This window comes from Kitasatospora sp. NPDC093558 (assembly GCF_040683475.1).
Classification (GTDB): domain Bacteria; phylum Actinomycetota; class Actinomycetes; order Streptomycetales; family Streptomycetaceae; genus Kitasatospora.
This window is the reverse complement of sequence record NZ_JBFBDY010000062.1, coordinates 1-23,673: the sequence shown is the minus strand read 5'-3', so window position 1 is coordinate 23,673 and position 23,673 is coordinate 1. Positions and strand designations below refer to the sequence as shown.

The window sequence follows — 23,673 nt, the reverse complement described above, 5'->3', positions numbered from 1 at the left end:
CATGGGCCGGTGGAGCGCCCGCCACCGCTGGGCCGCCGTGCTGCTGTGGCTGCTCTTCGTGGCCGTCGCCGTCACCGCCGGCGGCGCCACCAAGCAGGCCGGCCTCACCGCCGAGGAGCAGGTGAACGGTGAGGCCCAGCACGCCCAGCAGATCCTGGACCGCGCCGGCTTCGCGCTCCCCGCGCGTGAATCCGTCTTCGTCCACAGCGACTCGGCGAGCGCCGACGACCCCGCCTTCAGGGCCGTCGTCGACGAGACCGTGGCCGCGCTCGGCCGCACCGCCGACGTCACCGACATCGGCTCGCCGCTCGACCCGGCCGGCGGCGGGCCGGTCTCCGCCGACCGACACTCCGCGCTCGTCCTGTTCAGCGTGAGCGGCGACGCGGCGACCGCCAAGGAGCGGATCTCCCCCGCCCTGGCCACCGTCGACACCGTCGCGCACGCCCACCAGGACTTCCGGGTCGCCGAGTTCGGCGAGGCCTCCTTCGCCAAGGCGTACGAGGACAAGCTCGCCAAGGACTACGCCGGCGCCGAGACGCTCTCCTTCCCGGTCACCCTCGCGATCCTGCTGATCGCCTTCGGCGCGCTCGTCGCCGCCACCCTCCCGCTGGTCCTCGCGCTGACCTCGCTCGTCGCCGCGACCGGCGCCGTCACCCTGACCAGCCACCTGGCGCACGTGGACGCCAACGGCACCGCCGTGATGGGCCTCGTGGGCATCGCGGTCGGCGTCGACTACTCGCTCTTCTACATCCGGCGGGTGCGCGAGGAACGCGCCCTCGGCCGCAGCGGCCGGGACGCCGTCGAGGTCGCCGCCGCCACCTCGGGCCGCGCGGTCCTGGTCTCCGGCCTCGCCGTCATCGCCGCCCTGGCCGGCATGTTCCTCTCCGGCAACGGCATCCAGACCGGCATGGCCGAGGCGACCATCGTCGTCGTGGCGATCGCCGTCCTCGGCTCGGTCACCGTGCTGCCTGCGATGCTCTCGCTGCTCGGCGACCGCATCAACAAGGGCCGGCTGCCGCTGCTCGGCCGCGCCCGGGCCGGCCGCCCGGAGGGCTCCGGCGGCTGGTCCCGGCTGCTCGGCACCGTCCTGGCCCGCCCGGTGCTCTCCACCGCACTCGCCACCGGCGCCCTGCTCGCGCTGCTCGCCCCGGCCTTCGCCCTGCGCACCGTCGACCCCGGCTTCGCCGACCTGTCGGCGGACCACCTCCCGGCGCTGCGCACCTACGCCGCCGTCCAGGAGGCCTTCCCCGGCTCCTCGGCCCCGGCCAAGGTGGTGCTGCGCGCCTCCGACGTCACCGCCGAACCCGCCAAGGCCGCGATCGACCGGCTGCGCCGGGCCGTCCAGGGCAGCACCGAGCTGCACGGCCCCGTCACGGTCGAGACCAACGCCGACCACACCGTCGCCCTCGTGAACCTCGGCCTCGCCGGCAACGGCACCGACCAGGACTCGGTGCGCGCCCTCGGCGTCCTGCGCGACCAGGTGCTGCCGGCCTCCCTGGGCACCCTGCCCGGCGCCGAGACCGCCGTCACGGGCATCACCGCCGCCTCGGTGGACACCAGCCGGCAGCTGTCCTCCTCGACGCCGCTCGTGGTGGTGTTCGTGCTGGTCCTGACCTTCCTGATCATGCTGGTCAGCTTCCGGTCCGTCACCGTCGCCGGACTCACCCTGGCGCTCAACCTGCTGTCCGTGGGCGCGGCCTACGGGCTCGTGGTGGCGGTCTTCCAGTGGGGCTTCGGCCACCGGCTGCTCGGCTTCGAGAGCAACGGCGGGATCACCTCCTGGGTGCCGCTGTTCCTCTTCGTCATCCTGTTCGGCCTGTCGATGGACTACCACGTCCTCGTGGTGAGCCGGATCCGCGAACTGCGCGACCGCGGCGCCACCACCGAGCGTGCGATCTCCGAGGGCATCCGGCACACCGCCGGGGCGGTGACCAGCGCCGCCGTGGTCATGGTGGCGGTCGCCGCGGTCTTCACGACCATGCCCGAGGTCTCGATGAAGGAGGCCGGCCTCGGCCTGTCGGCCGCGGTGCTGATCGACGCCGCCGTCGTCCGCACGGTGCTCCTGCCGGCCTCGATGAAGCTGCTGGGCGACCGCAGCTGGTACGTGCCGCGCTGGCTGGCCTGGCTGCCGGTGCCCACCGGCGAGTCCGGCCCGCAGGAGGCCCCGGCCGCCACGCCCGACCGGAGCAACGACCAGGACGTCGTCGTCCCGGTCTGACCCCCGCCCCGAGCCGCCGCCGGTGCGACCGGCGGCGGCTCGGGCGTGGTCACCTCCGGTCGACGCCCCAGGCCAGCCGGAACCCCTTCCTCGCCCGGAACAGCCGCGAACGGACCGTACCGATGGGCACGTTGAGAATGTTCGACACCGACTGCTCGTCCATGCCCTCGACATGACGCAACGTCAACACCGCCCGCTGCTCCGGCGGCAGCCGTTCCAGGACGTCCTGGATGTCCGCGGCCAGTTCGGCGTCGCGCAGATCCGGCTCGTCGGCGGGCTCCGCCGCCGTGGTGCGCTGGTTGCGCGCACCGGCCCGGGTCGCGAAGCGGACCGCCTCGCGCGCGGCGATCGCCCGCGCCCAGGAGAACAGCGCCTCGGGGGTCTTGAGCTGGTGCAGGTTCCGGACGATCGCGATCGCCGCCTCCTGCGCCGCGTCGGGCGCCTCCTGGAGGGCGATCGGTGCGCAGATCCTTCCGATGTAGGGCATGAGAATCCCGAGCAATTCGTCCAGCGCGAGAGCGTCGCCCCGCTGTGCCTGCCGTACCAGGAACTTCAGTTCCTCCGGTTCGACGATGTGGTTGGTCGAACCGGATGCGGACTGCGCCGCGCCTGCCATCTGTGCTCCCCCGATCGCCCCAACGGGCATGAAGGGCCGGAGAGTCGAGCACAACCAGCACCAAACCGCGCAATGTGCGCGTGCCGCCCCCGTGGCCAAGGCGACATTACCCGACCGGACCAGCGGCGGGGACCTGGATGCGGCACATCCCGGATGGCGGACTCGGAGCCCGGTGGCCCATTCCCCTGGGGGGACCGCAGTTCCCTTCCGACAGCCGGAATTGACCCGGGTTAATGACCCGGGACTTCGCGCCGGAAATGGCCGGAGAACGCCTGCGGATTACTGCCCGGTAACCACACTCCCACCCGAACTCCGTTCCCATCGAGGTGACTTCATGACCGACTCGCTCCCCCTCCAGCAGGACGCCGGACTGCTCTCCCCCGTCCGGGCCGGCACCGCCGTCGAGGAGGCCGTCTGCGACCGCGCCTGGCTCCAGGCCATGCTCGACGCCGAAGCGGCGCTCGCCCGCGCGCAGGCGAAGCTCGGCACGGTGCCGTCCGAGGCCGCCGAGGCCATCGGCGCCGCCGCCCGCGCGGACAACTTCTCGCTGCGCGAACTCGCCCTCGCCGCACGGGAGACCGCCAACCCGGTGGTCGGCCTGGTGCAGGCGCTCACCCGGGTGGTCGCCGCCACCGACCCGGCCGCGGCCGAGTACGTCCACCGCGGCTCCACCAGCCAGGACATCCTCGACACCGGCGCCATGCTCGTCGCCCGCCGCGCCCTGGCCATCGTCCGCGCCGACCTCGACCGGACGGCGCGAGCGCTCGCCGCCCTCGCCGCGCACCACCGCGACACCCCGGCGGCCGGCCGCACCCTCGCCCTCCAGGCCGTCCCCACCACCTTCGGCCTCAAGGCCGCCGGCTGGCGCCTGCTCGTCCTCGACGCCGGAGCCCGGCTGACCGCCGTCCACGACCACGGCCTGCCGGTCTCCCTCGGCGGAGCCGCCGGCACCCTGGCCGGCTACCTGGAGTACGCCCGGATCGACGGCGCCGGGCGCCCCGACCCGGGCGGCTACCTCGACTCGCTCGTCGACGCCTTCGCCGCGGAGACCGGCCTCGCCCGGCCCGTCCTGCCCTGGCACGCCCTGCGCACCCCGATCGCCGACCTCGCCGCGGCGCTGGCCTTCACCGCGGGCGCGCTCGGCAAGATCGCCGTCGACGTCCAGAACCTGACCCGCACCGAGGTCTGCGAGGTCACCGAACCGGCCGCGGACGGCCGGGGCGGCTCGTCCGCGATGCCGCACAAGCGCAACCCGGTGCTGGCCACCATGATCCGGTCGGCGGCGCTCCAGGTCCCCTCGCTCGCGGCGGCGCTGACCCAGTGCCTGGTGAGCGAGGACGAGCGCTCCGGCGGCGCCTGGCACGCCGAGTGGCAACTGCTCCGCGAGTGCCTGCGCCTGGCCGGCGGCGCCGCCCGCACCGCGGCCGAACTCACCGAGGGCCTCCGTGCCGACCCCGACCGGATGCTCGCCAACCTCCACCTGACCGGCAGCCAGGTCGTCTCCGAGCGCCTCGCCGCCGTCCTCGCCCCGCACCTCGGCAAGGCCGCCGCCCGCCGGCTGCTCACCGACGCGTCACTGCGCTGCCGCCGGACCGGCGAACCCTTGGCCGCCGTCCTCGCCGAGACCCCGGCCGCCGCCCACCTCACCCCGGAGGCGCTGACCGCACTCTGCGACCCCACCGCCTACACCGGCGCGGCCTCCCACCTGGTCACCCGCGCCCTCGCCCGCCCCGGCCGGGCCGGGCGGCCACCCGGCCCTACGGCCGGGTGAACGTCACATGCGTGACGCCGCTCGGCGTCGACACCGACTCCACCCGGAAGCGCTCCTCCAACCCCTCCAGCCCGTCCCACAGCCGCTCGCCGCGGCCGAGGACGATCGGAACCACCGCGACGTGGAGGTGGTCGACGAGGTCCGCCGCGAGGAACGCGCGGACGGTGCTCGGCCCGCCGCCGATCCGCACGTCCAGGCCCCCGGCCGCCTCGCGCGCCCGGTGGAGCACCTCGTGCGGAGTGCCGTCGACGAAGTGGAACGTGGTGCCCCCGTCCATCTCGACGGACGGACGGGGGTGGTGGGTCAGCACGAACACCGGGGTGTGGAAGGGCGGTTCGGCACCCCACCACCCGTTCCACTTGTGGTCCTCCCAAGGCCCCTGCTGGGGACCGAACTTGCGGCGCCCCATGATCTCCGCCCCGATCCCCTCCCCCCACGCACGCGCCACCGCGTCGTCGACCCCCGTGCTGCCGCCTTCCTCCCCCTGCATCGCACGGAACGTCCGGGTCCCGAAGAACCACTGGTGCAGCCGCACCCCCGCATGCCCGAACGGCTGGTCGAAGCTCTGCCCCTCCCCCGTCCCGTAGCCGTCGAGGGAGATCGAGAAGTTGTGCACTCGCACACGCGACACGCCGCAGCCTCCAGCCATCACCCGATGCGGCACTCCCACCGCACCCACCACCACCGAGCGTAACCACCCCCACCCCCGATCCCCGGCAGGCTTCGGCCAACCGCGTCCACATGCCGCCGGAGACCCGGCCCGGGACTTCGCGCCAGAATGGGACCATGCCATCCCTGGAGACCACTCCCGAGACCCGTGCTCGGATGAGCCACCAGCGCAGCCACGACACGAAGATCGAGGTAGTGCTCCGCAGTACCCTGCACGCCGCCGGACTGCGCTTCCGGGTCCACCGCAGGCCGCTCGTGGGCGTGCGCCGCGAGGCCGACATCGTCTTCGGTCCGTCACGCGTCGCGGTCTTCGTCGACGGCTGCTTCTGGCACGCCTGCCCCGAGCACGCAACGTGGCCCAAGAACAACGCCGAGTTCTGGAGGGAGAAGATCGAGAAGAACCGCTCCCGGGACCGCGACACGGACGCCCGCCTCGCGGCGGCCGGTTGGCTGGCGGTCCGGGTCTGGGAGCACGAGAAGGCCGCCGAAGCCGCCGAGCGGATCGCCGCCGTGGTGCGGGAGCGTCGGCCACAACGCGGGGCAAGGCGTAGCAAAGGAACGGACTGAGTAGGTCGCGGCAGCCGTCGCCGGCTAGACTCTCGCCACATGACCAGCTCGGACGCAGCCACTCGCTTCCTCGGGGAGCCGTACATTCTGGACCTCTTCGCCGGTCCAGGTGGTCTCGACGTGGCCGCGAGGATGCTCGAGGTGCGGTCACTCGGGATCGAGTGGGACAAGGACGCTTGTGAGACGCGCTACGCGGCCGGGCTCGAAACCTGGCACGCGGACGTCAGCGAGGTCCGGCGAAATCGTTTCCACGAATTGCCCGCCGGACTCAACGTGCTGGCCGGCGGTCCGCCGTGCCAGACGTACTCGGTGGCGGGCAACGGTGCCGGGCGCAAGGCCCTGGACAAGGTCGAGAAGCTCATCCACGAGCTGGTGGCCGGTGCCGGTGAGAAGGAGATCGACGAGGAGCTGGAGAAGCTGGGCGGCGACGCCAGGACCGCTCTCGTCCTGGAACCGCTGCGGTACGCGATCAAGGCCCTCGACTGCGAGAACCGGGGCAAGCGACCGTTCGACGTGATCGTCCTGGAGCAGGTGCCCGCGGTCAAGGCACTGTGGCAGGTCTACAAGGAGGCTTTGGAAACGGGCCTGCCCCGGGAGGACGGGACGAGGGTCCGGTACAAGGTCGCCGAGGTGAAGACCCTGCACACCGAGGCGTACGGCGTCCCGCAGACCCGCCGCCGGACGATCCTGATCGCGCGGCTCGACAAGTACCCCGCTCCCCCGCTCCCCGCTCCCACCCACCACATCTTCAACCCGCACAATCCGGAGCAGGGCGGCCCGGAGGACAACCGGACCGCGCTGCCGGTGGACGGGAGCGCGGCGCCACTCGAACCGTGGGTCGCGATGGGGAAGGTCCTCACGGGCCGCAAGGGCCCCTTCGAGATCGTGTCGAACTACGGCAGCGGGGGCGATCCCAAGAAGCGCGGCATCCGCACGCACCTGCAGCCGTCGTTCACCGTCACGGGCAAGGTCTCCCGCAACGCCGTCCGCCGACACCCGGACGGCCCGCCGCTCGACCCGGACCGCCTGACCATCCCCGAGGCCGGCATCCTCCAGACGTTCCCGCCCGACTACCCCTGGGACGGCGGCGACAAGTCACAGCAGGTGGGCAACGCCGTGCCTCCGCTGTTCGGCATGCACGTGCTCGCGGCAGCACTCTCCCGCCCCCTCCCACCGGAGGAGAAGCTGCGGGAGAGCTGGGGCCGGCTCGACACGAAGTCGGCGAGGTACGCGAAACTGCGCACCGAAGGTTGCAAAGCCCCGGACGGTTGCGGGCCCAACTGCCCCGATCCCGACGGTCAGTCCTCCCCCTCCGGCTCTCCCGACTCCTCCCGCCCCCGGACCGGCGCATCCGCGAAGAGGTCCGCGAAGTAGTCCGCCAGGACGCTCACCGAGAGCTCCGGAGCGGGTTCCTCGTCGGGGCCGGTCGGGAGCGCGTTCCGGGACACCTGGCGGGCGGTCTCGGCCTCGTCGATCCAGTCGAGGAGCGGACGGGGGTCGCGTTCGGGGTGGTCGGGAGCGATCACGTCGTACATCAGCGTCGCCGCGGCCGCGTTGACGGCGCCGGCCAGGGCGTTGGCCTCCCGGCCGGTGGCGACCTCGCCCTTCGCGACCAGCCGGACGATCGCCTGCGCGGTGGGCCGGTGGTTGACGACGGACATCCGCAGCGCGGTGTTGAGGATGTCCTGGTTGCCGCAGGCCGTGACCACGGGGCCGTAGTCCGGGCCGTCGCGGAAGAGCTCCGCCGCCCACCAGAGCCGGGCGAAGGCCTGCTTGTGGTACTGACCCCGGAAGCGCTCGGCCGCGACCTTGGCGGCCTTCCCGTCCTTGGGCTCCGCCAGGTGCCGCCAGACGACGTAGTCCGGGGCGACCCCGAGCGCGAGGTAGTTCCAGAAACCGGGATCGGCCGCCTCGCGGCGGGTGAGCCTCAGCGCGGCGTGGAGGCGTGGGGCGAGCCAGGCATCGGCCTGGGTGGCCTTGAGGCCGTTGTGCCGGCAGTAGGCCATGGCGTCCTCGGCCAGGTCACGGACGGGCAGCAGTTCCCCGCGCCGATCGTCGTGCGGGAGGGGTTCGGTCACCTGGTTGAGCTTGATGCTCGGCACGTCCTCGCGGCCGCCGAGCAGGCCCTCGGTGAGGAAGTCGCCCACCTCGGCGTTCGGCAGCAGGGCGAGGCGCTCCGGGAGGTGGCTGGGCCGGTCGGTCATGCGTCGTCCCCCTGCGTGAGGCGTTCCAGGTCGCGGATGGTGGTGGAGAGCGTCCGGGGGACGCCGGCGCGCCGGGAAGCGGCGAAGTGGATCCGGGACTGGAGTTCCCCCCACCCGGCGGAGGAGCCGACGCGCGCCGCGTGAACCTCCCTCAGCGCCTGCTCCGGCTCGCGGTCGGGGTACATGTCGGGAAGCATCTCCCTGAGCACCTCGCCCTGCCAGCCGTGCGGGAACACCGGAGTGCCGTCCTCCTCGACCTCGAGGTCGCCGGCGGCGGAGTGGAAGACCGCCGTCCAGACCTCGGAGCACATCTGGGCCAGCAACAGTTCCCGGACGGTCTTCTCCGGGCCGGTGCCGCCGTCGGCGCCGACCAGGTCGCCGAGCCCGTCGAAGTCGGTGTTGACCCGGACGACCGGGATCCGGCCGGTGGTGTCGACCAGCCACGGGGAGTCCTTGAAACGCTGGAGACGGCTCGCCCCCGCGCCGAAGTTCACCATCTTGACTTCGAGTTCCCGGGCGAGCGACGGCACGGCCTCGATGACGTCGACGAACCACTCCACGTCGGAGGTGGCGATCACACGACCGGGCACTCCGTCGACGGTGGCCACGACGTGCACCGCGAGGGAGGCACGGTCGAGGAGATCGCAGCGGTACACGTACAGCTCGGCCGTCCGGTCGCGACCGTCCGCCGAGATCGAGGAGAACTCCACGGTCGTCCGGGCGTTGGTGGCCCGCTCGGTCAGGACCGCGACGGCCCTGACGTCCTGCCAGGGCCCCGAAGGGTCCAGCACCTTGGCCGGCAGGCCCACGGAGAGCCGCAGCCTCGCCTGGGTCCAGTCGGGGCGGTCCTCGTCGGGCCCGAGGGCGACCACGCGCTCGACGGTCGACAGGTACTTGCTCTCCACGTCCTCCCAAGGCTCGCCATCGGCCTTGATCTGGGCGCTGTCGACGCGCCAGGACACGTTGCCGGTGAGCCGCCGGTAGGGGTAGACCTTCACGCCTGCTCCCCCTTTCCGACGCGGAGTTCGACGACCAGCCCGGTGAGTTGGGCACGGACCGGGTGACGGGACACGTCGGTGACACCGCGGAAGACGGCCTTGCGGCTGCCCGGCAACAGCTGCAGGGCGCCGTCGACGACCTCGCAACCGCTGATGGCGACGAGGTCCTTCCAGGGTGCGGCCGGACGGGGACCGGAGCGCACGTCGAACTTGGCGACCGGTGTGACCGGACGGTCCGTGTCCACGCCGGACGGCACCCTGAGGTCCACGGTGACCGACCAGGCTCCCGTCTCGTCGATCAGCGCGTCCACGTTGTCCAGTTCGGGCTGGACCGCGGCCGTCGTGGGACGCGGCTTCTTCGCGGCGCCGCCCACCTTGAGCCGGCCGGCGATCTTGGCCTCTCCCCCGTTGCGGCGCTTCGCCCGGGGCACGGCGACCAGGTCGCGCACCACGGTGTTCGCCGCGGTGGTCAGGGCGGCGATGCGCCGGTACGCGGAGGGCGAATAGGCGAGGCGCAACTCCTCCGTCTGACCCCACTTGTCGTGCTCGGGCGGTTCGGAGGCGCGGAGGAACTCCTCGGCTGCCTCGGCGCCGGGGGCGTCCGGTCCCGCCGCGCGCCCGGTGAGGAGGATGGCCTGGAAGGGGTTGGTGCCGATCGGGAGGTTGGTGACGGCGCTGTCCTTGACGGTCATACGGTTGCCCCGCATGGAGACCAGTCGGTTGGACCGGCCGTCGGCGTCCTCGGCGGTGGTGACCAGGACCACCGCCTCGTGCGACACGCCACCGCGCACCTGACCTCCGTGGAGGGGCACATTGAGCGTGACGGCGGCCCGGGCGACCTGGCCGGGGCCCGTGAGACGGTCGACGGTGGTCCCTTCCAGGAAGGAGCGGAGAGCGCGGGTGCGGGAGGGCTGGGTGACGACCGGATCCACGTCCTCGTCCCGGACGAGGTCGCCGTCGATGTAGGTGCGGACGGACGCCTCCAGGTGCGGCTTGTGGTCGCCGCCACCGGTCATCGCGGCCCAGAAGTTGCGGCCGAGTGCGTCGACGAGCCGGGCGTGCATGCGAAGGACGGCGTCGTGCTCGTTCTCCTCGACCTCCACGTCGTCCTCGGTGTCCTTGGCGGGCACTCGGCTGGCGACGTCGTGGGCACCGACGATGAGGAAGGAGGTGCCGGGCGCCGCGCTCTCGCGGGTGAGGTAGAGCTTCTCGACGGTTTCCTCGTCGGCCCACCAGGAGCGGGCCACGTCCGCGGACTTGGTGGTCGAGTCGGGCCGCCCGAACCAGGCCGGGCCGGCGAACTCCCGGCCGTCGACCTCACGCCAGGGGAGATCGAGCCGGCCGATGAGACGCCGTTCGGTGCGGCCCTCGTACGGTTCGGAGAGCGTGGAGTTCATCAGCACGAGGCCGAGCCGGCTGGTGGCCCACAGGGTGGCCTTGCCCAGACCGTAGGAGCCGCCCGCCCCGAGGTCCCGCTTCTGGCTGTCGAGTTGACGCCGGACGACGGCCGCGAAGATGCCGTCGTCGTAGTCGCCACCCGTCAGGCCGGTCGCGTTGTAGTCGTCGATCCTCAGCAGTACCAGGCGATGGCTCTGGTACATGTCACGCAGTCCGCCCGCGATCGTGCGCGCCACCTTGCCCTGCTTGCCGTTGTCGGCGGTCAGCGCGTCGTAGTGCGGGAGGAGGCTCTCCCAATCGATGGCCTCGCGGAACCGGGCGACCGCCTCGCCGGAGAGGTGGTGCAACGTGTAGCGCACGCGGACGGGCTCGGCGGGGTCGAGGCGGGCGTCGAGGCTGTTCTGCGTGGCCTCGCGGGCGAGAACCTCGACGTCGGCCTCGAAGGCGAACGCGGCGGCATTGCCGTACTCGCGGCCGCCGTCGGCATGGGCCGGCCGGTGGTACCAGGAGACGGGCAGCCCCAGTTGGGCGTCGGCGCTGCGGGTGTGGATCGTCTCCAGGTCGGTGTTGAGCACCTCGGCGATCCGTCGGATGGTGTCGTCCCGGGGCACGGAGCGGCCGACGATCCAGGCGGACACGGCGGCTCGGGTCACACCCAGGTCGTCCGCCAGATCGGTCTGGCTCTTCCCTGCGTTCTTGAGCTGGCGTGCCAGCCAGGGGCCGAAGTCCTCAGCCGCCTTCACGTCCCACCTGCTTCCGCATGGCTTGTTCCACAAGGTGACAGCCACGCTACCGCATCACTGTTGACAGCGACACTCTCTTGTCAATCACTCTTTGACAGGTGACATACCCAATGAGAGACAGCGTCGAACGCAATCGAAAAATGGAACCGGCACGCCATTCCCATGTGCCCGAATTTCGCCCGAAAAGCCCGAATTGTTCCCGCCCGGATCGGGGCTTGACGCATCCTCAGAACCCATGGCAGAGTTGTCGCCACTTCCGCAGCAGCACTGCGGGAGCGGCCCCGAGTCGGGGCCTGGCACGCCTGTCTTCCTGGGGGGAATTCTTTTCGGCCGCCTCCGGAGTCCTCATGCGATTCCGTGTGTTCCAGGGCGACCCGTTCCCCTCCTGCACCACCTTCGCACCACACCATCGTGCAATTCTCCGCGAAGCGAAAGCGCAGGTACCCCGGTGTTCCTTCGGAATTCCTCACTCCACCGCATGCGTTCCATCGGCACCGGCACGTTCGCGATGCGCCGCGCTCGCTGACGACGCCTCCGGCATCCGTCGCCGCCCATCCTCCCTCCGCATCCGAAGTGGAACCATTCGTGGCCGATCCGCAGTCCCCCGTGATCCGCACCGTCGTCGAACAGTCCCTCCGCGTCCTGGAGACGTACGGCATCGACCCGGGCCTGATCCCCGAACACGCCAACGGCGAACGCCGCATCACCCAGGGCGGGTACGGCGACCGCCAGCTCTTCGAGCTCGTCCAGAACGCGGCCGACGAGCTGCGCAACGAGCCCGGCGGCCGGATCCACGTCGTCCTCACCGGCACCCACCTGTACTGCGCCAACCAGGGCGACCCGGTGACCCCCGAGGGCGCGGAGACCATCCTGCGCATGAGCATGTCCCGCAAGCGCGGGGGACAGATCGGCCGGTTCGGCGTGGGGGTGAAGTCCGTCCTCGTGGTGACGGACGCGCCCGAATTCTTCAGCCGCGAGGGCAGCTTCGGCTTCGACCGGGCGTGGTCGTACGAGCTGATCCGCAACGTCCCCGGCGTGCGCGAGCGGCTCGGCGAGAGTTTCGAGGCACCCGTGCTGCGCATGGCCCGCGAGCTGGACATGGCGGCCGAGCGCCTCCGCGACCAGGTGCTGGACGAACTGCTGGAGTGGGCCACCACGGTGGTCCGCCTGCCGCTGCTGCCCGGCGCCGCCGACCGGCTGGGCAAGGACATGCACGGGCACCAGGGCGTGGCCGGTCACGACACCCGCGAGGAGTTCCCCTCCGGCTTCCACCTCTTCTCCCCGCACGTGGGCCAGGTGGTCCTGGAGGACCGTCGGCCCCGCCCGATCGCACGCCGGGTCCTGCACTCCGAGCAGGACGGCAGCCTGCGCAGAATCCACGAGGAGCGCATCGGCAAGCCGCCGGCAACCTCGCAGTGGCGGGTCTTCAGCCTCACCCACGAGCCGACCGACGCCGCCCGCCGTGACGCCGGAGAACTGCACGACCGGCTGTCCGTCGACGTGGCCTGGGCGGTTCCGGCCTACCGCACGGACGACAAGACCGGCGTGCTCAGCGCAGCCGACGCCCGGGGACGCGGCAGGTTCTGGTCCTTCTTCCCGACCAAGTACGAGATGACCCTTAGCGGCATCCTCAACGGAGCCTGGAAGACCAACGAGGACCGTCAGAACCTCCTGGATTCCTCGCCGTTCAACGTCGAGATGATTCAGGTCGCGGCCCGCCTGGTGGTCGAGTCACTGCCCGAACTCGCGCCGGCGGAAGACCCCGGCGCGTACCTCCCGCTGCTGCCCGGCCGCTCCAAGGGCGTGGAGACGATCAGTTGGGCCGACCGCCTGCTCACCGAACAGATCTGGGCCGCCACCGCGGTGCGTCCGTCGCTGCCCGACCAGGACGGCGTGCTGCGTGCACCCGGTGAGCTGCACATCCACCCCGAGCTGAGCAAGGACGGCACCGCGGTCAACCGCTGGCTGCGGGACTGGCATTCGTACGCCGGCCGTCCCCGTGACTGGGTGCACCCCTCGGTCGAGGCCACCGACCTGCGGTCGGGCAAGGTCCAGCACATCCTGGCCGCGGCCGGGCGGCGGCGAGCCTCGGTGGTCGAGTGGCTGGAGGCGCTGGTCTCCGGCGGCTCGGCGGAGGCCTCGGCGGCCGCCATCCGGATCGTCGCCGACATGATTGTCTCGAACGCGTCCTGCGCCGCCGAGGCCCGCCGGGCCAGGATCGTGCTCACCGAGGAGCACGGGATGGTCGCCCCGCTGGGCAGCGTGGTGTACCGGCGCACCGAGGAGGACGGTCTGCGGGAGTCGCTGGTCTACGTCGACCGAGCGCTGTCCGACGACCCGTCGCTCTCCTCCGCCCTCACCACCCTCGGCATCCAGGAGGCCGACGTCCGGGGGCGCTTCGTGAGCGTCCTCGACCAGGGCTTCGCCTCGTACGGACCGCAGGAGTGGACCCGGTTCTGGGAGCTCTTCCACCGGGCGGGCGCATCGGTGGTGGGCCACGAGGTGACCAACCGGGTGCCGGCGCCGGCGGAGACCTTGATGGCCCGGACGGCGGACGGTCTGTTCCACGTCGTGCGCGACTGCCTGCTGCCCGGCGCCGTCGTCACCGCGGAGAGCGACCCCGAGGTAGCGGTGGACATGGGCTTCCACTCCGACGACGTGTCGTTCTTCCGCGAGTTGGGTCTGCGGGACCGTCCGACCTCCGGTCACAAGCCCGACGCGGAACCCTGGTTCGACGAGTACCGCGAAGCCGTGTACACGGCCTACTGCCGCACGCTCGACGATCGGGCGAGCCGGCCGGCCCTGGCGAGGACCCGGATCGAGGGCTCCCCTGTCGGTGGACCGCTGCACCTGCTGCCGCGGCTCTCGGAACAGGCACGTGCGGCCTTCCTCAAGGCGCTGCCCGAGGACGCGCTGATCACGAACTGGACGCTGCAGATCGGCGCCCAAACGAGCACCCGCCGCCCGGTGATCTCCCCGATCCGCTGGATGCTCGGCCGGCACGGCCTGGTCGCGACCTCGCAGGGCCTCAAGTCCCTCAAGGAGGCGGTGGGTCCGCAGCTCGACGCGTACCGCGACGTCCTCCCGGTAGCGTCGATCGGCGACGAGAAGGCCCGCAAGCTGGGGCTCGCGGACAGCGTCGAGAAGGTCCGCCCGCAGCAGTGGGAGCAGCTCCTGGAGAAGCTGCAGGAGAGCGAGGACGACGCGTTCGTCGGCTCCACCTACGCCCTGCTGACCCGGTTGGAGATCGACTTCCCCGAGGGATCACTGACCCGCTGCCGGGTCGGCGAGGGCTGGGACACCCGGGAGGACAGCAAGATCGCCGTCGCGGCGGATCCGGAGGAGTACCGCTCGCTGCAAGCCGAGCAGGTACCGGCGCTGCTGATGCCGGACCGGGAGTCCGCCGACCTCATGGTCGTGCGGTGGGGCATGCTTCGCCACGACGACGTCATCACGCGGGAGACCCGGCACGAGTCGAATGTCGAGCCGATTCCACTGGTGGAGGAGTTCCCGACCCTGCGTCAGAAGATGGGCACCGCGGTCGGCACGTACTCCCTTCTGCGCTGCTCCATGCTGGAAGAGGTTCTCCGCACCCCGAGCGGCCCCAAACCGAAGGTCCTGGAGAGCGCCCGCCAGGGCAATGTGATCAAGGTCGTGGCCTCGCTGGACCGCCTCGGCACGCTCCGGGCCGTGGACCGCGAGCTGGGTCTGCGGATGGGAGAAGCCAGCTGCAGGGCGGTCCTGGACGCTCAGGACCGTCAGGAACAGGACGAGCAGTTGCGGTCCAAGCTGAAGGCGATCCGCGAGGCCTCGGAGGTGACGGCCAAGCTGGAGCTGCTGATCGGCGTGAAGGCCCTGCGCGAACGGCTCCCCGCCGGGCTGATGGACGCCGAACGCCAGGAACTGGACGGGCAGGAGCCCACCGGTCGCCGGATCGCCCAGCTGGCGTTCAACGCGCACGGCGACACCGTGCTCAAGACCCACGCTCGCGACATCCAGGAGCGCATCCCGAGCGCCCCGTCGTCCTACACCGGAGGATCCGCAGCAGTCTCCTTCGTCGCGGATCTGGGCCTTCCCACGCCCTTCGCCGGCTACCGGGCCCCCGCCCTCGAACAGAGTCTGACCGTGGAAGGCCCGCGGGACTTCCCCCGTCTGCACGACTACCAGGAGCGGCTCGCCCTCAACATCTTCGAGATGCTGGACCGGCTCGCCCCGCAGCGTGCCATGCTGTCCCTGCCCACCGGCGCCGGCAAGACGCGCGTCACGGCCGAGGCCGTCATCCGCTGGGTCAAGCAGACCGGTGCGCTGAAGGGCCCGATCCTGTGGATCGCCCAGACCGAGGAGCTGTGCGAACAGGCCGTGCAGAGCTGGCAGTTCGTCTGGAGCAGGGCCGGTGCGCAGGAACGGCTGACGATCAATCGGCTGTGGACCACGAACGAGGCGGCCGCGGTCACCGACGGGCCGCAGCTCGTCGTGGCCACCGACGCCAAGCTGCGGATGTGCCTGGACACCGACCGGTACGCCTGGCTCCGGGACGCCGCACTGGTCGTGGTGGACGAGGCGCACGTGGCGACCAGCCCGAGCTACACCGAGATCCTGAACCTGCTCGGCCTGACCCAGCACCGGACCGCGCGGCACCTGCTCGGCCTCACCGCCACCCCGTTCCGCGGCCACAACGAGGAGGAGACCCGCCGCCTGGTCAACCGGTTCGGCGCCCGTCGGCTGGACGAGGGCGTCTTCCCCTCCGGCGACGCCTACGGCCACCTCCAGGAGCTCGGCGTGCTCGCGCGGGTCGAGCACAAGGAACTGACCGGCGGCACCATCGAGTTGTCCCGCCAGGAGCGGGAGAGCGCGGAGCAGTTCAGCCTCCTGTCCAAGGCCGCGGAACAGCGGCTGGCCGACGACCACGACCGCAGCCGGCGCATCGTCGCGGAGATCGCGGCGATGGACGGGAACTGGCCGGTGCTGGTCTTCGCCACCTCGGTGGAGCACGCCAAGTACCTTGCGGCGAGGCTCATGGACCACGGGATCTCCGCGTCCTCGGTGGACTCCACCACCTCCGACAACGACCGTCGGTCCCGCATCCGGGAGTTCCGTGACGGCCGGGTGCGGGTGCTCACCAACTACGGCGTCCTCACCCAGGGCTTCGACGCCCCGGCCACCCGCGCCGTGGTCGTCGCCCGCCCGGTCTACAGCCCGAACGTGTACCAGCAGATGATCGGACGCGGCCTGCGCGGGCCCCGCAACGGCGGCAAGGAAACCTGCCTCATCCTCAACGTCCGCGACAACATCCGGAACTTCGACAACGCCCTCGCCTTCACCCGGTTCGAGCACCTGTGGAGCACCCGGTGACCCCCTCCCCCGAGGACGGCCCCGTCCTCACGGCCGAACAGCAGGCCGTCGTCGACCAGCCGTGGGACACCCGCCTCCTGGTCACCGCCGGCGCAGGCACGGGCAAGACCCACACGCTGGTGCGCCGCATGGACGCGCTCATCGGCCACATCGATCCGGACGAGGCGCTGGAGGCCTCCGAGCTGCTCGTCCTCAGCTTCTCCCGCGCCGCGGTGCGCGAACTGCGGGACCGGATCGCCCGGCACGGTGAACACGCGCGGCGAGTACGGGTGCAGACCTTCGACTCCTGGGCGTACTCCCTGTTGCTGCAGGCGTACCCGGACGGCGAGTGGTCGGCGCTCTCCTTCGGCGAGCGCATCCGGGCCGCCACCGAGGCGATCGAGAAGGGCGCGCTGGAGTCCCTGGAGTCCGGCCCGCCCACGCATGTGATCGTCGACGAGGTGCAGGACCTGGTGGGTGCACGCCGGGAGATGGTGGAGTCGCTGCTCGACCGGCTCCAGGACTCCTGCGGGTTCACCCTGGTCGGCGACCCCGCCCAGGCGGTCTACGACTTCCAGATCGAGGACCCGGAGGAGTACGCCGATCGTGCCGACCTCTTCCTGCGCTGGGTGCGAATCTCCTACGCCGACGATCTGGTCGAGCTCCGCCTGACCCGGAATTTCCGGTCGGTCACTCCCGAGGCGCGCACCGCGCTCCGGCTCGGCCCCGCCGTCCAGGGGATCGGCAGCGCCGCCGAGGGCGCCGACGCGGCCGCCGAACGCCTCCACGGGGAGCTGCGCGAACTGCTGCTCGACCTCCCCGATCTCGGCCCGCTCACGGATTCCTTCACCCTGGACTCGCTCCGGTCCTTCCCCGGCACCTGCGTGATCCTGTGCCGGGACAACCGGCAGGCCCTGGTGCTCTCCGAGCTGCTGCACACCCACGGGGTCCCGCACGCCCTGCGGCGCTCGCTCCAGGACCGGCCGGTGCCTTACTGGGTCGCCGAAGTGCTGCGGCGCACCTTGGCAGCCACGCTCGACGAGCAGCAGCTGCGCGTGTTGCTCACGGCGATCCCGCTGCCCGAGGGGACCGACGTCGGCCGGGTGTGGCGGTCCCTGCGGGTGGCCGCACGCGGGCCCGGTCGGGGCACGCTCGACGTTGCGCGGCTGCGCCGTCTGGTGGCGGAGCACCGCTTCCCGGACGAGCTCGCGGACCCCGAACCGGCCCGCCTCGTCGTGTCCACGGTCCACCGTTCCAAGGGCCTGGAGTTCGACCGGGTGGTCCTGCTCAACCCGCCGACCGTGAGCGAGCTGCGGCGCCGCACCGACGGGCTGGACGTCCCGGCCGAGGCCCGCGCGCTCTACGTGGCGATGACGCGCGCGCGGGAGGACCTCTACCGGATCGCCGCACCCGACACGGTGACGGTGCTCCGGCACAAGCCGACCGGCCGGTGGTACCGGGGAGTCCCGAACCCGCGTCACAGATGGCGCCGCGACGGTGTCGAGGTACGGGCCGGCGACGTGGAGACGCTGGAACCCGCCGACGCCCCGAACGACGCCACCGCTGCCCAGGCCTACCTGCTGGAGCGGGTGCGGCCGGGTGATGCGGTGACGTTCCGGCTGCGCGACACCCTCCCCGCCGGCCCGGAGCAGAGCCCCCGGTACGCGCTGCTGCACGGGGAACGGGAGATCGGCGAGGCCTCCGAGTCCTTCAGGAGCCAATTGCACTCCGTCCTGAAGGTCGGCACGGCCTGGGAGATCCACTGGCCGGAGGAAATCTCCGGACTGCGGATCGATTGTCTGGAATCGGTCGCGGGCAGCCGGGCCGCCGGGACCAACGCGGGCCTGGGAGACCAAGGGGTGTGGATCGCCCCGCGCATCAGTGGCATCGGACGGTTCCGGCGCGCCGCCGGAACCGAGGAGGAGCAGGAATGACCATCCACGCAGGACGGCACGCCGGGCACTACGAGGTCCGCGAGGACCTGGTGGCCCGGCTCCGTCGGGAGTTGCTCGGCCCCGACGCCGACGCCTCCGCCGAGGACCGCGCCGAGGTCCTCGACCAGGACGCTCCGATCACCCGCTATCCGATCGGCGTGCTCTTCCCCCGGCCGGCGGACCCCGCGGCCGGCCGTCGTCTCCTGGAGGACGCCGCCGAGCAGGACGGCTTGGACGAGGAGCCCGTGAGCAGGGCGGACAGCCTCGACGAGTCCGGGTCGGTCGTCGAGCGCCCCAATGCCGGCGACCGCCGCCCGTCCTCCGTCGGTCTGACCTTCGCGGTCGACCTCGACGTGTGCGAGGAGATCGTGGTCTCGGCCCGCGCCGCCGTGTACGAGCCGGAGGACGCCGAAGGACGCACGGTCTCGGCCCGCCGGAGCGAGGCCCGCACCACCGCCGACCAGCGGGAGCACTGGCGCCGGATGGAACTGGACCTGCCGGACACATCGGTCGACGTCACCCACCCGGGCCGCGGTGCCTCCCGCGACCTGATCGACGGCACGGCCCGGTTGGAGGTGCACGTCCGCCGGCCCTCGGCCGACACCGGAACGGTCACCGTCACCGTCACCCTGGTGAACATCCAGAAGGTCGGCGAGCGCGAACTCCAGGACGCCTTCGCCCTCTTCCAGACCGGGCTGACGGTCCGCGCCGCCAACGGAGCGAGCGCCTTCGTGGAGCGCCCGGGTGCCCTGTCCGCCGTCGATTCCGAGCTGGAGACCAGCCGGCTGCTGCACCGCCACGCCCCCACCTTCGCCACCGGCCACGGCTGCGCGGCGGTGTGGGACTGGACCCCGTCCCCGATCGGCGTCACCGACGTGATGCGGGCGGGTGTGGCCAAGGTGCGCACCGAGTTCGTGCCCACGCACGAGGTGCTGCTCACCGACTCCAACCCGACGATCGACGCGAGCGCCCTCACCATGCTCGGGCTCGCCGAGTCCGGCGACACCGAGGTGATCGCGGCGCTGGAAGGGCTGGCTTCGGGCTACGAACGGTGGATCGAGCGGAAGCGGGACGAGGCGGCCGCGCTCGCCGGCACCTCGTACGAACAGGCCGCGGCCGACCAGGTCCACGCCTGCACCGAGGCCTTGGAACGGATCCGCGGGGGCATCGCGCTGCTGCGCGACAAGCCCGACCTGATGTGGGCGTTCCGGCTCGCCAACCGGGCGATGGCGACCCAGCGGGCCCGGGCCGCCTGGGTCAAGAGCGGCCGGGTGGGCGAGCCGGAGCCGGCCTCCGCGCGCTGGCGCCCGTTCCAGATCGCCTTCATCCTGCTGTGCCTGGCCGGGGTGGACGACCCGGAGCACCCCGACCGGGGCGTGTCCGACCTCCTGTGGTTCCCCACCGGTGGTGGCAAGACCGAGGCGTACCTCGGCCTGATCGCGCTGACCACGTTCCTGCGCCGGAAGCGCCTCGGCCCGGCCGGCGGCGGGGTCACCGTCCTGATGCGGTACACCCTGCGTCTCCTCACCCTGCAGCAGTTCGAGCGCGCCGCGATCCTGATCTGTGCCATGGAACGGCTGCGTCGGGAGAACCCGGGGGAACTGGGCCACGAGGAGATCTCCATCGGCATGTGGGTGGGCCGCTCCGCCACGCCGAACAAGCTCGACGTGGCCTCCCGCCAGCTCGGCGTCGCCCGCTCCGGCCGGGCGCTCCAGACGGAGAACCCCGTCCAACTGCACGCCTGCCCTTGGTGCGGCACCGCCCTCGACGCCCACCACTACTCGGTGGACGAGGAGGCCCAGCGGATGGACGTGCGTTGCCCCGGCGAGAACTGCGAGTTCTCCGACGGACTGCCCGTGCACCTGGTCGACCAGGCCGTCTACGCGGCCCGGCCCACCCTGGTGATCGCCACCGTCGACAAGTTCGCCTCGATGCCGTGGCGTGCGCAGACGGCCGCCCTCTTCAACCGGGACCGTCAGGACTCCACTCCTCCGCCCGAGTTGATCGTGCAGGACGAGCTGCACCTGATCTCCGGCCCGCTGGGCACCCTGACCGGCCTGTACGAGACGGCCGTCGACGTGCTCGCCGACCGTCCCAAGGTGATCGCCTCGACCGCGACCATCCGCCGGGCCGCCGACCAGGGCAAGGCCCTGTTCTCCCGCGAAGTGCGGCAGTTCCCGCCCGCCGGTCTGGACGCACGCGACTCCTGGTTCGCCGTGGAAACCCCCGCGGGCGAGAAGGCCTCCCGCCGCTACGTGGGCCTGCTCGCCCCGGGCACCAGCCAGTCCACCCTGCTGATCCGCACGTACGCCACGCTGCTCCACCAGGCGATGCGCGCCGACACCACGCCGGAGGTGCGCGACGCGTACTGGACGCTGGTCGGCTACTTCAACAGCCTGCGCCTGCTCTCCGCCGCCGAACTCCAGGTCCACGACGACGTCGTGGCCTACCTGGACCACCTCGCCGATCGCGACGGATGCGACCCGCGCTCCGTCGGCAACCACTCCGAGCTGACCAGTCGGGTCGACGCCAGCGAGATCCCGGCCCGCCTGAAGCAGATCGAGCGCCGGCTGACGGACGGCGACGCGGCGGACGTGGTGGACGTGCTCCTCGCCACGAACATGATCGCCGTCGGCGTGGACGTGGACCGCCTCGGACTGATGGCCGTCATGGGCCAGCCGCAGACCACCGCCGAGTACATCCAGGCCACCAGCCGGGTGGGCCGCGCCCACCCGGGTCTCGTCGCGGTGATGCTCAACGCGGGCCGCTCCCGCGACCGTTCGCACTACGAGAACTTCCAGCACTTCCACTCCGCGCTCTACCGCGAGGTCGAGTCCACCTCGGTGACCCCGTTCTCGGCCCGTGCCCGCGACCGCGGTCTGCACGCGGTGATCGTCGCCCTGGCCCGCATCGCGATCCCCGCGGCCCGCAGGGACGAGGATGCGGGGAGGATCCACCTCTTCCGGGACGAGCTGCGGGAGCGGATCCGTCCGCAGATCCTCGAACGGGTCCGGAGCGTTTCCCCGGAGGAAACCGCGGACAAGGAGGTCGCCCACGTCGCCGCGGCCTTCGACGAGTTCGTGGACTGGTGGTACGACGAGGCCGAGGCGCACGGCGGCCTGTACTACGAGCCGAAGCGCGGCCGCTCCGTCCCCTCGCTGCTCAAGCCCTACAACGACGCCCTGGAGGACGTCGAGGCGTGGGAGACCCTGTGGTCCCTGCGCGACGTCGACGCCGAGTCCGCCCTGTTCATGGAGGCATCCCGATGACCCCGCCCCCGTCCCGCCGCCGGCGGGGCACCGACGGCTCCGCCGCACCGGCCCGCAACCTGCCCCGTCGCGGCGCGGTCCGCCGGGCCCAGGCCATCACCACCTACGGAGTGGGGTCGCTGATCGCCGTCGACCAGGAATCCTTCATCGTCGCGGGCATCGACGGCGCCGCCGAGCAGTGGCCCCACGACGAGGCCCCGGTGATCCGCGAGCCCCGCCTCGCCCGGGTCCTGGACGTACGGCATTTCCGGCTCCCGCCCGCCTCCGGCGACGACAGCCGGGACGGGATCCGGGTGCGCCGCTTCCCGCTCTGGCACCACTGCCCCGAGTGCCATGCGCTGGACCACGTGGGGAAGTTCAACCCTCCCCCCGGACGCAACGAGTGCGGCGAGTGCGCCGAACCCCTGGTGCCTTCCCGATTCGTCGTCGCCTGCGAGGACGGGCACATCTCCGACTTCCCGTACCGGGCCTGGCTGCACCGGCGACGGCGCGGGGAAGGACCGGCCGCCGACTGCGACGGCCGGATGAGCCTCCGCTCCTCGGGCCGTACCTCCTCGCTCCGCTCGGTGGTGCTCTCCTGCTCCTGCGGAGTACCCGAGGTGTCCATGGAGGGCTCCTTCCGAGCCGGTGCCCTCAAGGAGCTGAACATCGGCTGCCGGGGCGAGCGCCCGTGGCTGAAGGACGCACCCAAGGATCCCTGCTCCCTGACACCCCGTACCCTCCAGCGCGGTTCCTCCTCCGTCTGGCAGCCGGTGCTCCGCTCGGCACTGTCCATCCCGCCGTGGAGCGACACCCGGGTGAACGCCCTGGACAAGCACTGGGACAAGCTCCGCGGCTGCACCAGCCTCGTCGAGATGGAGATCCATCTGAAGCACATCTTCGACGGGACGCCCTCTCCCGTGAGTGCCCAGGAGGCCTTGGACCTGGTCGCCGCGATGGAGGCCGAGGACCCCTCGGGCGAGGACGTACCCGACCGCGACCAGGAGCAGCGCTACCGGGCCCTGCGCGACCTCGAGTACCAACGCCTGTGCGCCGGCAACCCGGAGGAGTCCGGCCACCACACCGAGCAGTTCGTCTGCGAGCCGCCGATCGGCGACGAGAAGCCCCTGAACCGCCTGGGCCTGGTTGCCCCGATGCTGGTGAAGAAGCTCCGTGAGGTCCGGGCCCTCAAGGCCTTCACCCGGGTCATCGATCCCGAGACCTCCTCCGTGGGCCACGAGGCTCGACTGTCCCTCGTTCGCACCGACTGGCTTCCCGCCATGGAGGTGCACGGCGAGGGGGTGTTCCTCCGCTTCGACGAAGAGAAGGTCGACGCCTGGGCCGAACTGCCCGCCGTCGCCGCCCGCGTGGCCCGGATGCGGCACCACCACCAGCAGGTCCTCACCGAGCGGGCCTCCGACCCGGCTCGGGTCCCGGTCTCGCCCGCCGACCCCCGCATGACCCTGCTGCACACCTTCGCACACGTGATGATCAACGAGTGGAGCCTGGACTCCGGCTACCCGGCGGCATCCCTCCGTGAGCGGATCTACGCCGGCGACGAGATGGCCGGCGTGTTGATCTACACGGCCACCAGCGACTCGGCCGGGAGTCTCGGCGGGCTGGTCGCCCAGGGCGAGATCGACCGACTCGCGCGAGCCGTGCGCTCGGCCGTCCACCGCGCCGAGTGGTGCTCCGCCGACCCGCTCTGCATCGAAACGGAGATCTCCGGTACGGGCGGCACCAACCTGGCCGCCTGCCACGCCTGTGTGATGCTTCCGGAGACCAGCTGCGAGCACAACAACGGCCTGCTCGACCGGGCCCTGCTCGTCGGTACCCCCGAGGACCCGTCGATCGGTTTCCTCTCGCATCTGCTCACCCACTGAGCACCGAGCGGCGACGCCCGCGGGGGGGGGGGGGGGGTTTGGGGGGCACCCCCCGGGGGCGAGGGGGAGCCCGCCGGCGGGGGCGCCCCCGGC

13 protein-coding genes are annotated in these 23,673 nt (G+C 71.8%); 8 read left to right on the top strand and 5 right to left on the bottom strand.

Annotated elements, in window-relative coordinates; all coding sequences use genetic code 11:
• Window positions 1-2,218 (top strand): MMPL family transporter (locus AB0O00_RS09690; protein WP_363649905.1); only part of this gene is annotated, 2,218 nt, incomplete at its 5' end.
• 49 nt (window positions 2,219-2,267) lie between these two features.
• Here AB0O00_RS09690 and AB0O00_RS09685 read toward each other — a convergent pair.
• Window positions 2,268-2,834 carry a sigma-70 family RNA polymerase sigma factor gene (locus AB0O00_RS09685; protein WP_363649903.1) on the bottom strand — a complete coding sequence of 189 codons (567 nt, stop codon included), beginning with the start codon at window positions 2,832-2,834 and terminating at the stop codon, window positions 2,268-2,270.
• 334 nt (window positions 2,835-3,168) lie between these two features.
• On the opposite strand from AB0O00_RS09685, the gene pcaB reads away from it, so the two are divergent.
• Complete coding sequence (pcaB, locus tag AB0O00_RS09680; protein ID WP_363649901.1) at window positions 3,169-4,605, top strand: 3-carboxy-cis,cis-muconate cycloisomerase; 1,437 nt, start codon at window positions 3,169-3,171, stop codon at window positions 4,603-4,605.
• Here pcaB and AB0O00_RS09675 read toward each other — a convergent pair.
• Entirely contained in the window at window positions 4,592-5,236 is a 645-nt protein-coding gene (locus tag AB0O00_RS09675; RefSeq protein ID WP_363649899.1) for a dihydrofolate reductase family protein, read from the bottom strand. The genes pcaB and AB0O00_RS09675 overlap by 14 nt on opposite strands.
• 155 nt (window positions 5,237-5,391) lie before the next feature.
• On the opposite strand from AB0O00_RS09675, the gene AB0O00_RS09670 reads away from it, so the two are divergent.
• Complete coding sequence (locus AB0O00_RS09670) at window positions 5,392-5,841, top strand: very short patch repair endonuclease (RefSeq protein WP_363649897.1); 450 nt, start codon at window positions 5,392-5,394, stop codon at window positions 5,839-5,841.
• Window positions 5,842-5,880: 39 nt separating this feature from the next.
• The gene (locus tag AB0O00_RS09665; protein ID WP_363649895.1) at window positions 5,881-7,215 is read left to right on the top strand and encodes a DNA cytosine methyltransferase; all 1,335 of its coding nucleotides are present in this window, start codon (window positions 5,881-5,883) and stop codon (window positions 7,213-7,215) included.
• Here AB0O00_RS09665 and AB0O00_RS09660 read toward each other — a convergent pair.
• The 3 genes from AB0O00_RS09660 to AB0O00_RS09650 are packed head-to-tail and all read right to left on the bottom strand — an operon-like array spanning window position 7,140 to window position 11,184.
• Window positions 7,140-8,045, bottom strand: a complete 906-nt coding sequence (locus tag AB0O00_RS09660) for a DUF6339 family protein (RefSeq protein ID WP_363649893.1) — start codon at window positions 8,043-8,045, stop codon at window positions 7,140-7,142. The two genes, AB0O00_RS09665 and AB0O00_RS09660, sit on opposite strands and share 76 nt — an antisense overlap.
• Window positions 8,042-9,043 carry a hypothetical protein gene (locus tag AB0O00_RS09655; protein WP_363649891.1) on the bottom strand — a complete coding sequence of 334 codons (1,002 nt, stop codon included), beginning with the start codon at window positions 9,041-9,043 and terminating at the stop codon, window positions 8,042-8,044. Before AB0O00_RS09655 ends, AB0O00_RS09660 begins: the two co-directional genes overlap by 4 nt.
• The gene (locus tag AB0O00_RS09650; RefSeq protein WP_363649889.1) at window positions 9,040-11,184 is read right to left on the bottom strand and encodes a helix-turn-helix transcriptional regulator; all 2,145 of its coding nucleotides are present in this window, start codon (window positions 11,182-11,184) and stop codon (window positions 9,040-9,042) included. Before AB0O00_RS09650 ends, AB0O00_RS09655 begins: the two co-directional genes overlap by 4 nt.
• A 585-nt stretch (window positions 11,185-11,769) precedes the next feature.
• Between AB0O00_RS09650 and AB0O00_RS09645 the strand changes: the two genes are divergently transcribed.
• Genes AB0O00_RS09645 through AB0O00_RS09630 form a run of 4 tightly spaced genes read left to right on the top strand, consistent with a single transcriptional unit; the run spans window position 11,770 to window position 23,580 of the window.
• Window positions 11,770-16,536 carry a DEAD/DEAH box helicase family protein gene (locus AB0O00_RS09645; RefSeq protein ID WP_363649887.1) on the top strand — a complete coding sequence of 1,589 codons (4,767 nt, stop codon included), beginning with the start codon at window positions 11,770-11,772 and terminating at the stop codon, window positions 16,534-16,536.
• Entirely contained in the window at window positions 16,533-18,449 is a 1,917-nt protein-coding gene (locus tag AB0O00_RS09640; RefSeq protein ID WP_363649885.1) for a UvrD-helicase domain-containing protein, read from the top strand. The genes AB0O00_RS09645 and AB0O00_RS09640 overlap by 4 nt, the downstream gene beginning before the upstream one ends.
• Entirely contained in the window at window positions 18,446-21,718 is a 3,273-nt protein-coding gene (locus AB0O00_RS09635; RefSeq protein WP_363649883.1) for a helicase-related protein, read from the top strand. Before AB0O00_RS09640 ends, AB0O00_RS09635 begins: the two co-directional genes overlap by 4 nt.
• Window positions 21,715-23,580: a DUF1998 domain-containing protein gene (locus tag AB0O00_RS09630; protein WP_363649881.1), complete on the top strand. Its 1,866-nt coding sequence runs from the start codon at window positions 21,715-21,717 to the stop codon at window positions 23,578-23,580. Before AB0O00_RS09635 ends, AB0O00_RS09630 begins: the two co-directional genes overlap by 4 nt.
• Window positions 23,581-23,673: the final 93 nt, after the last annotated feature.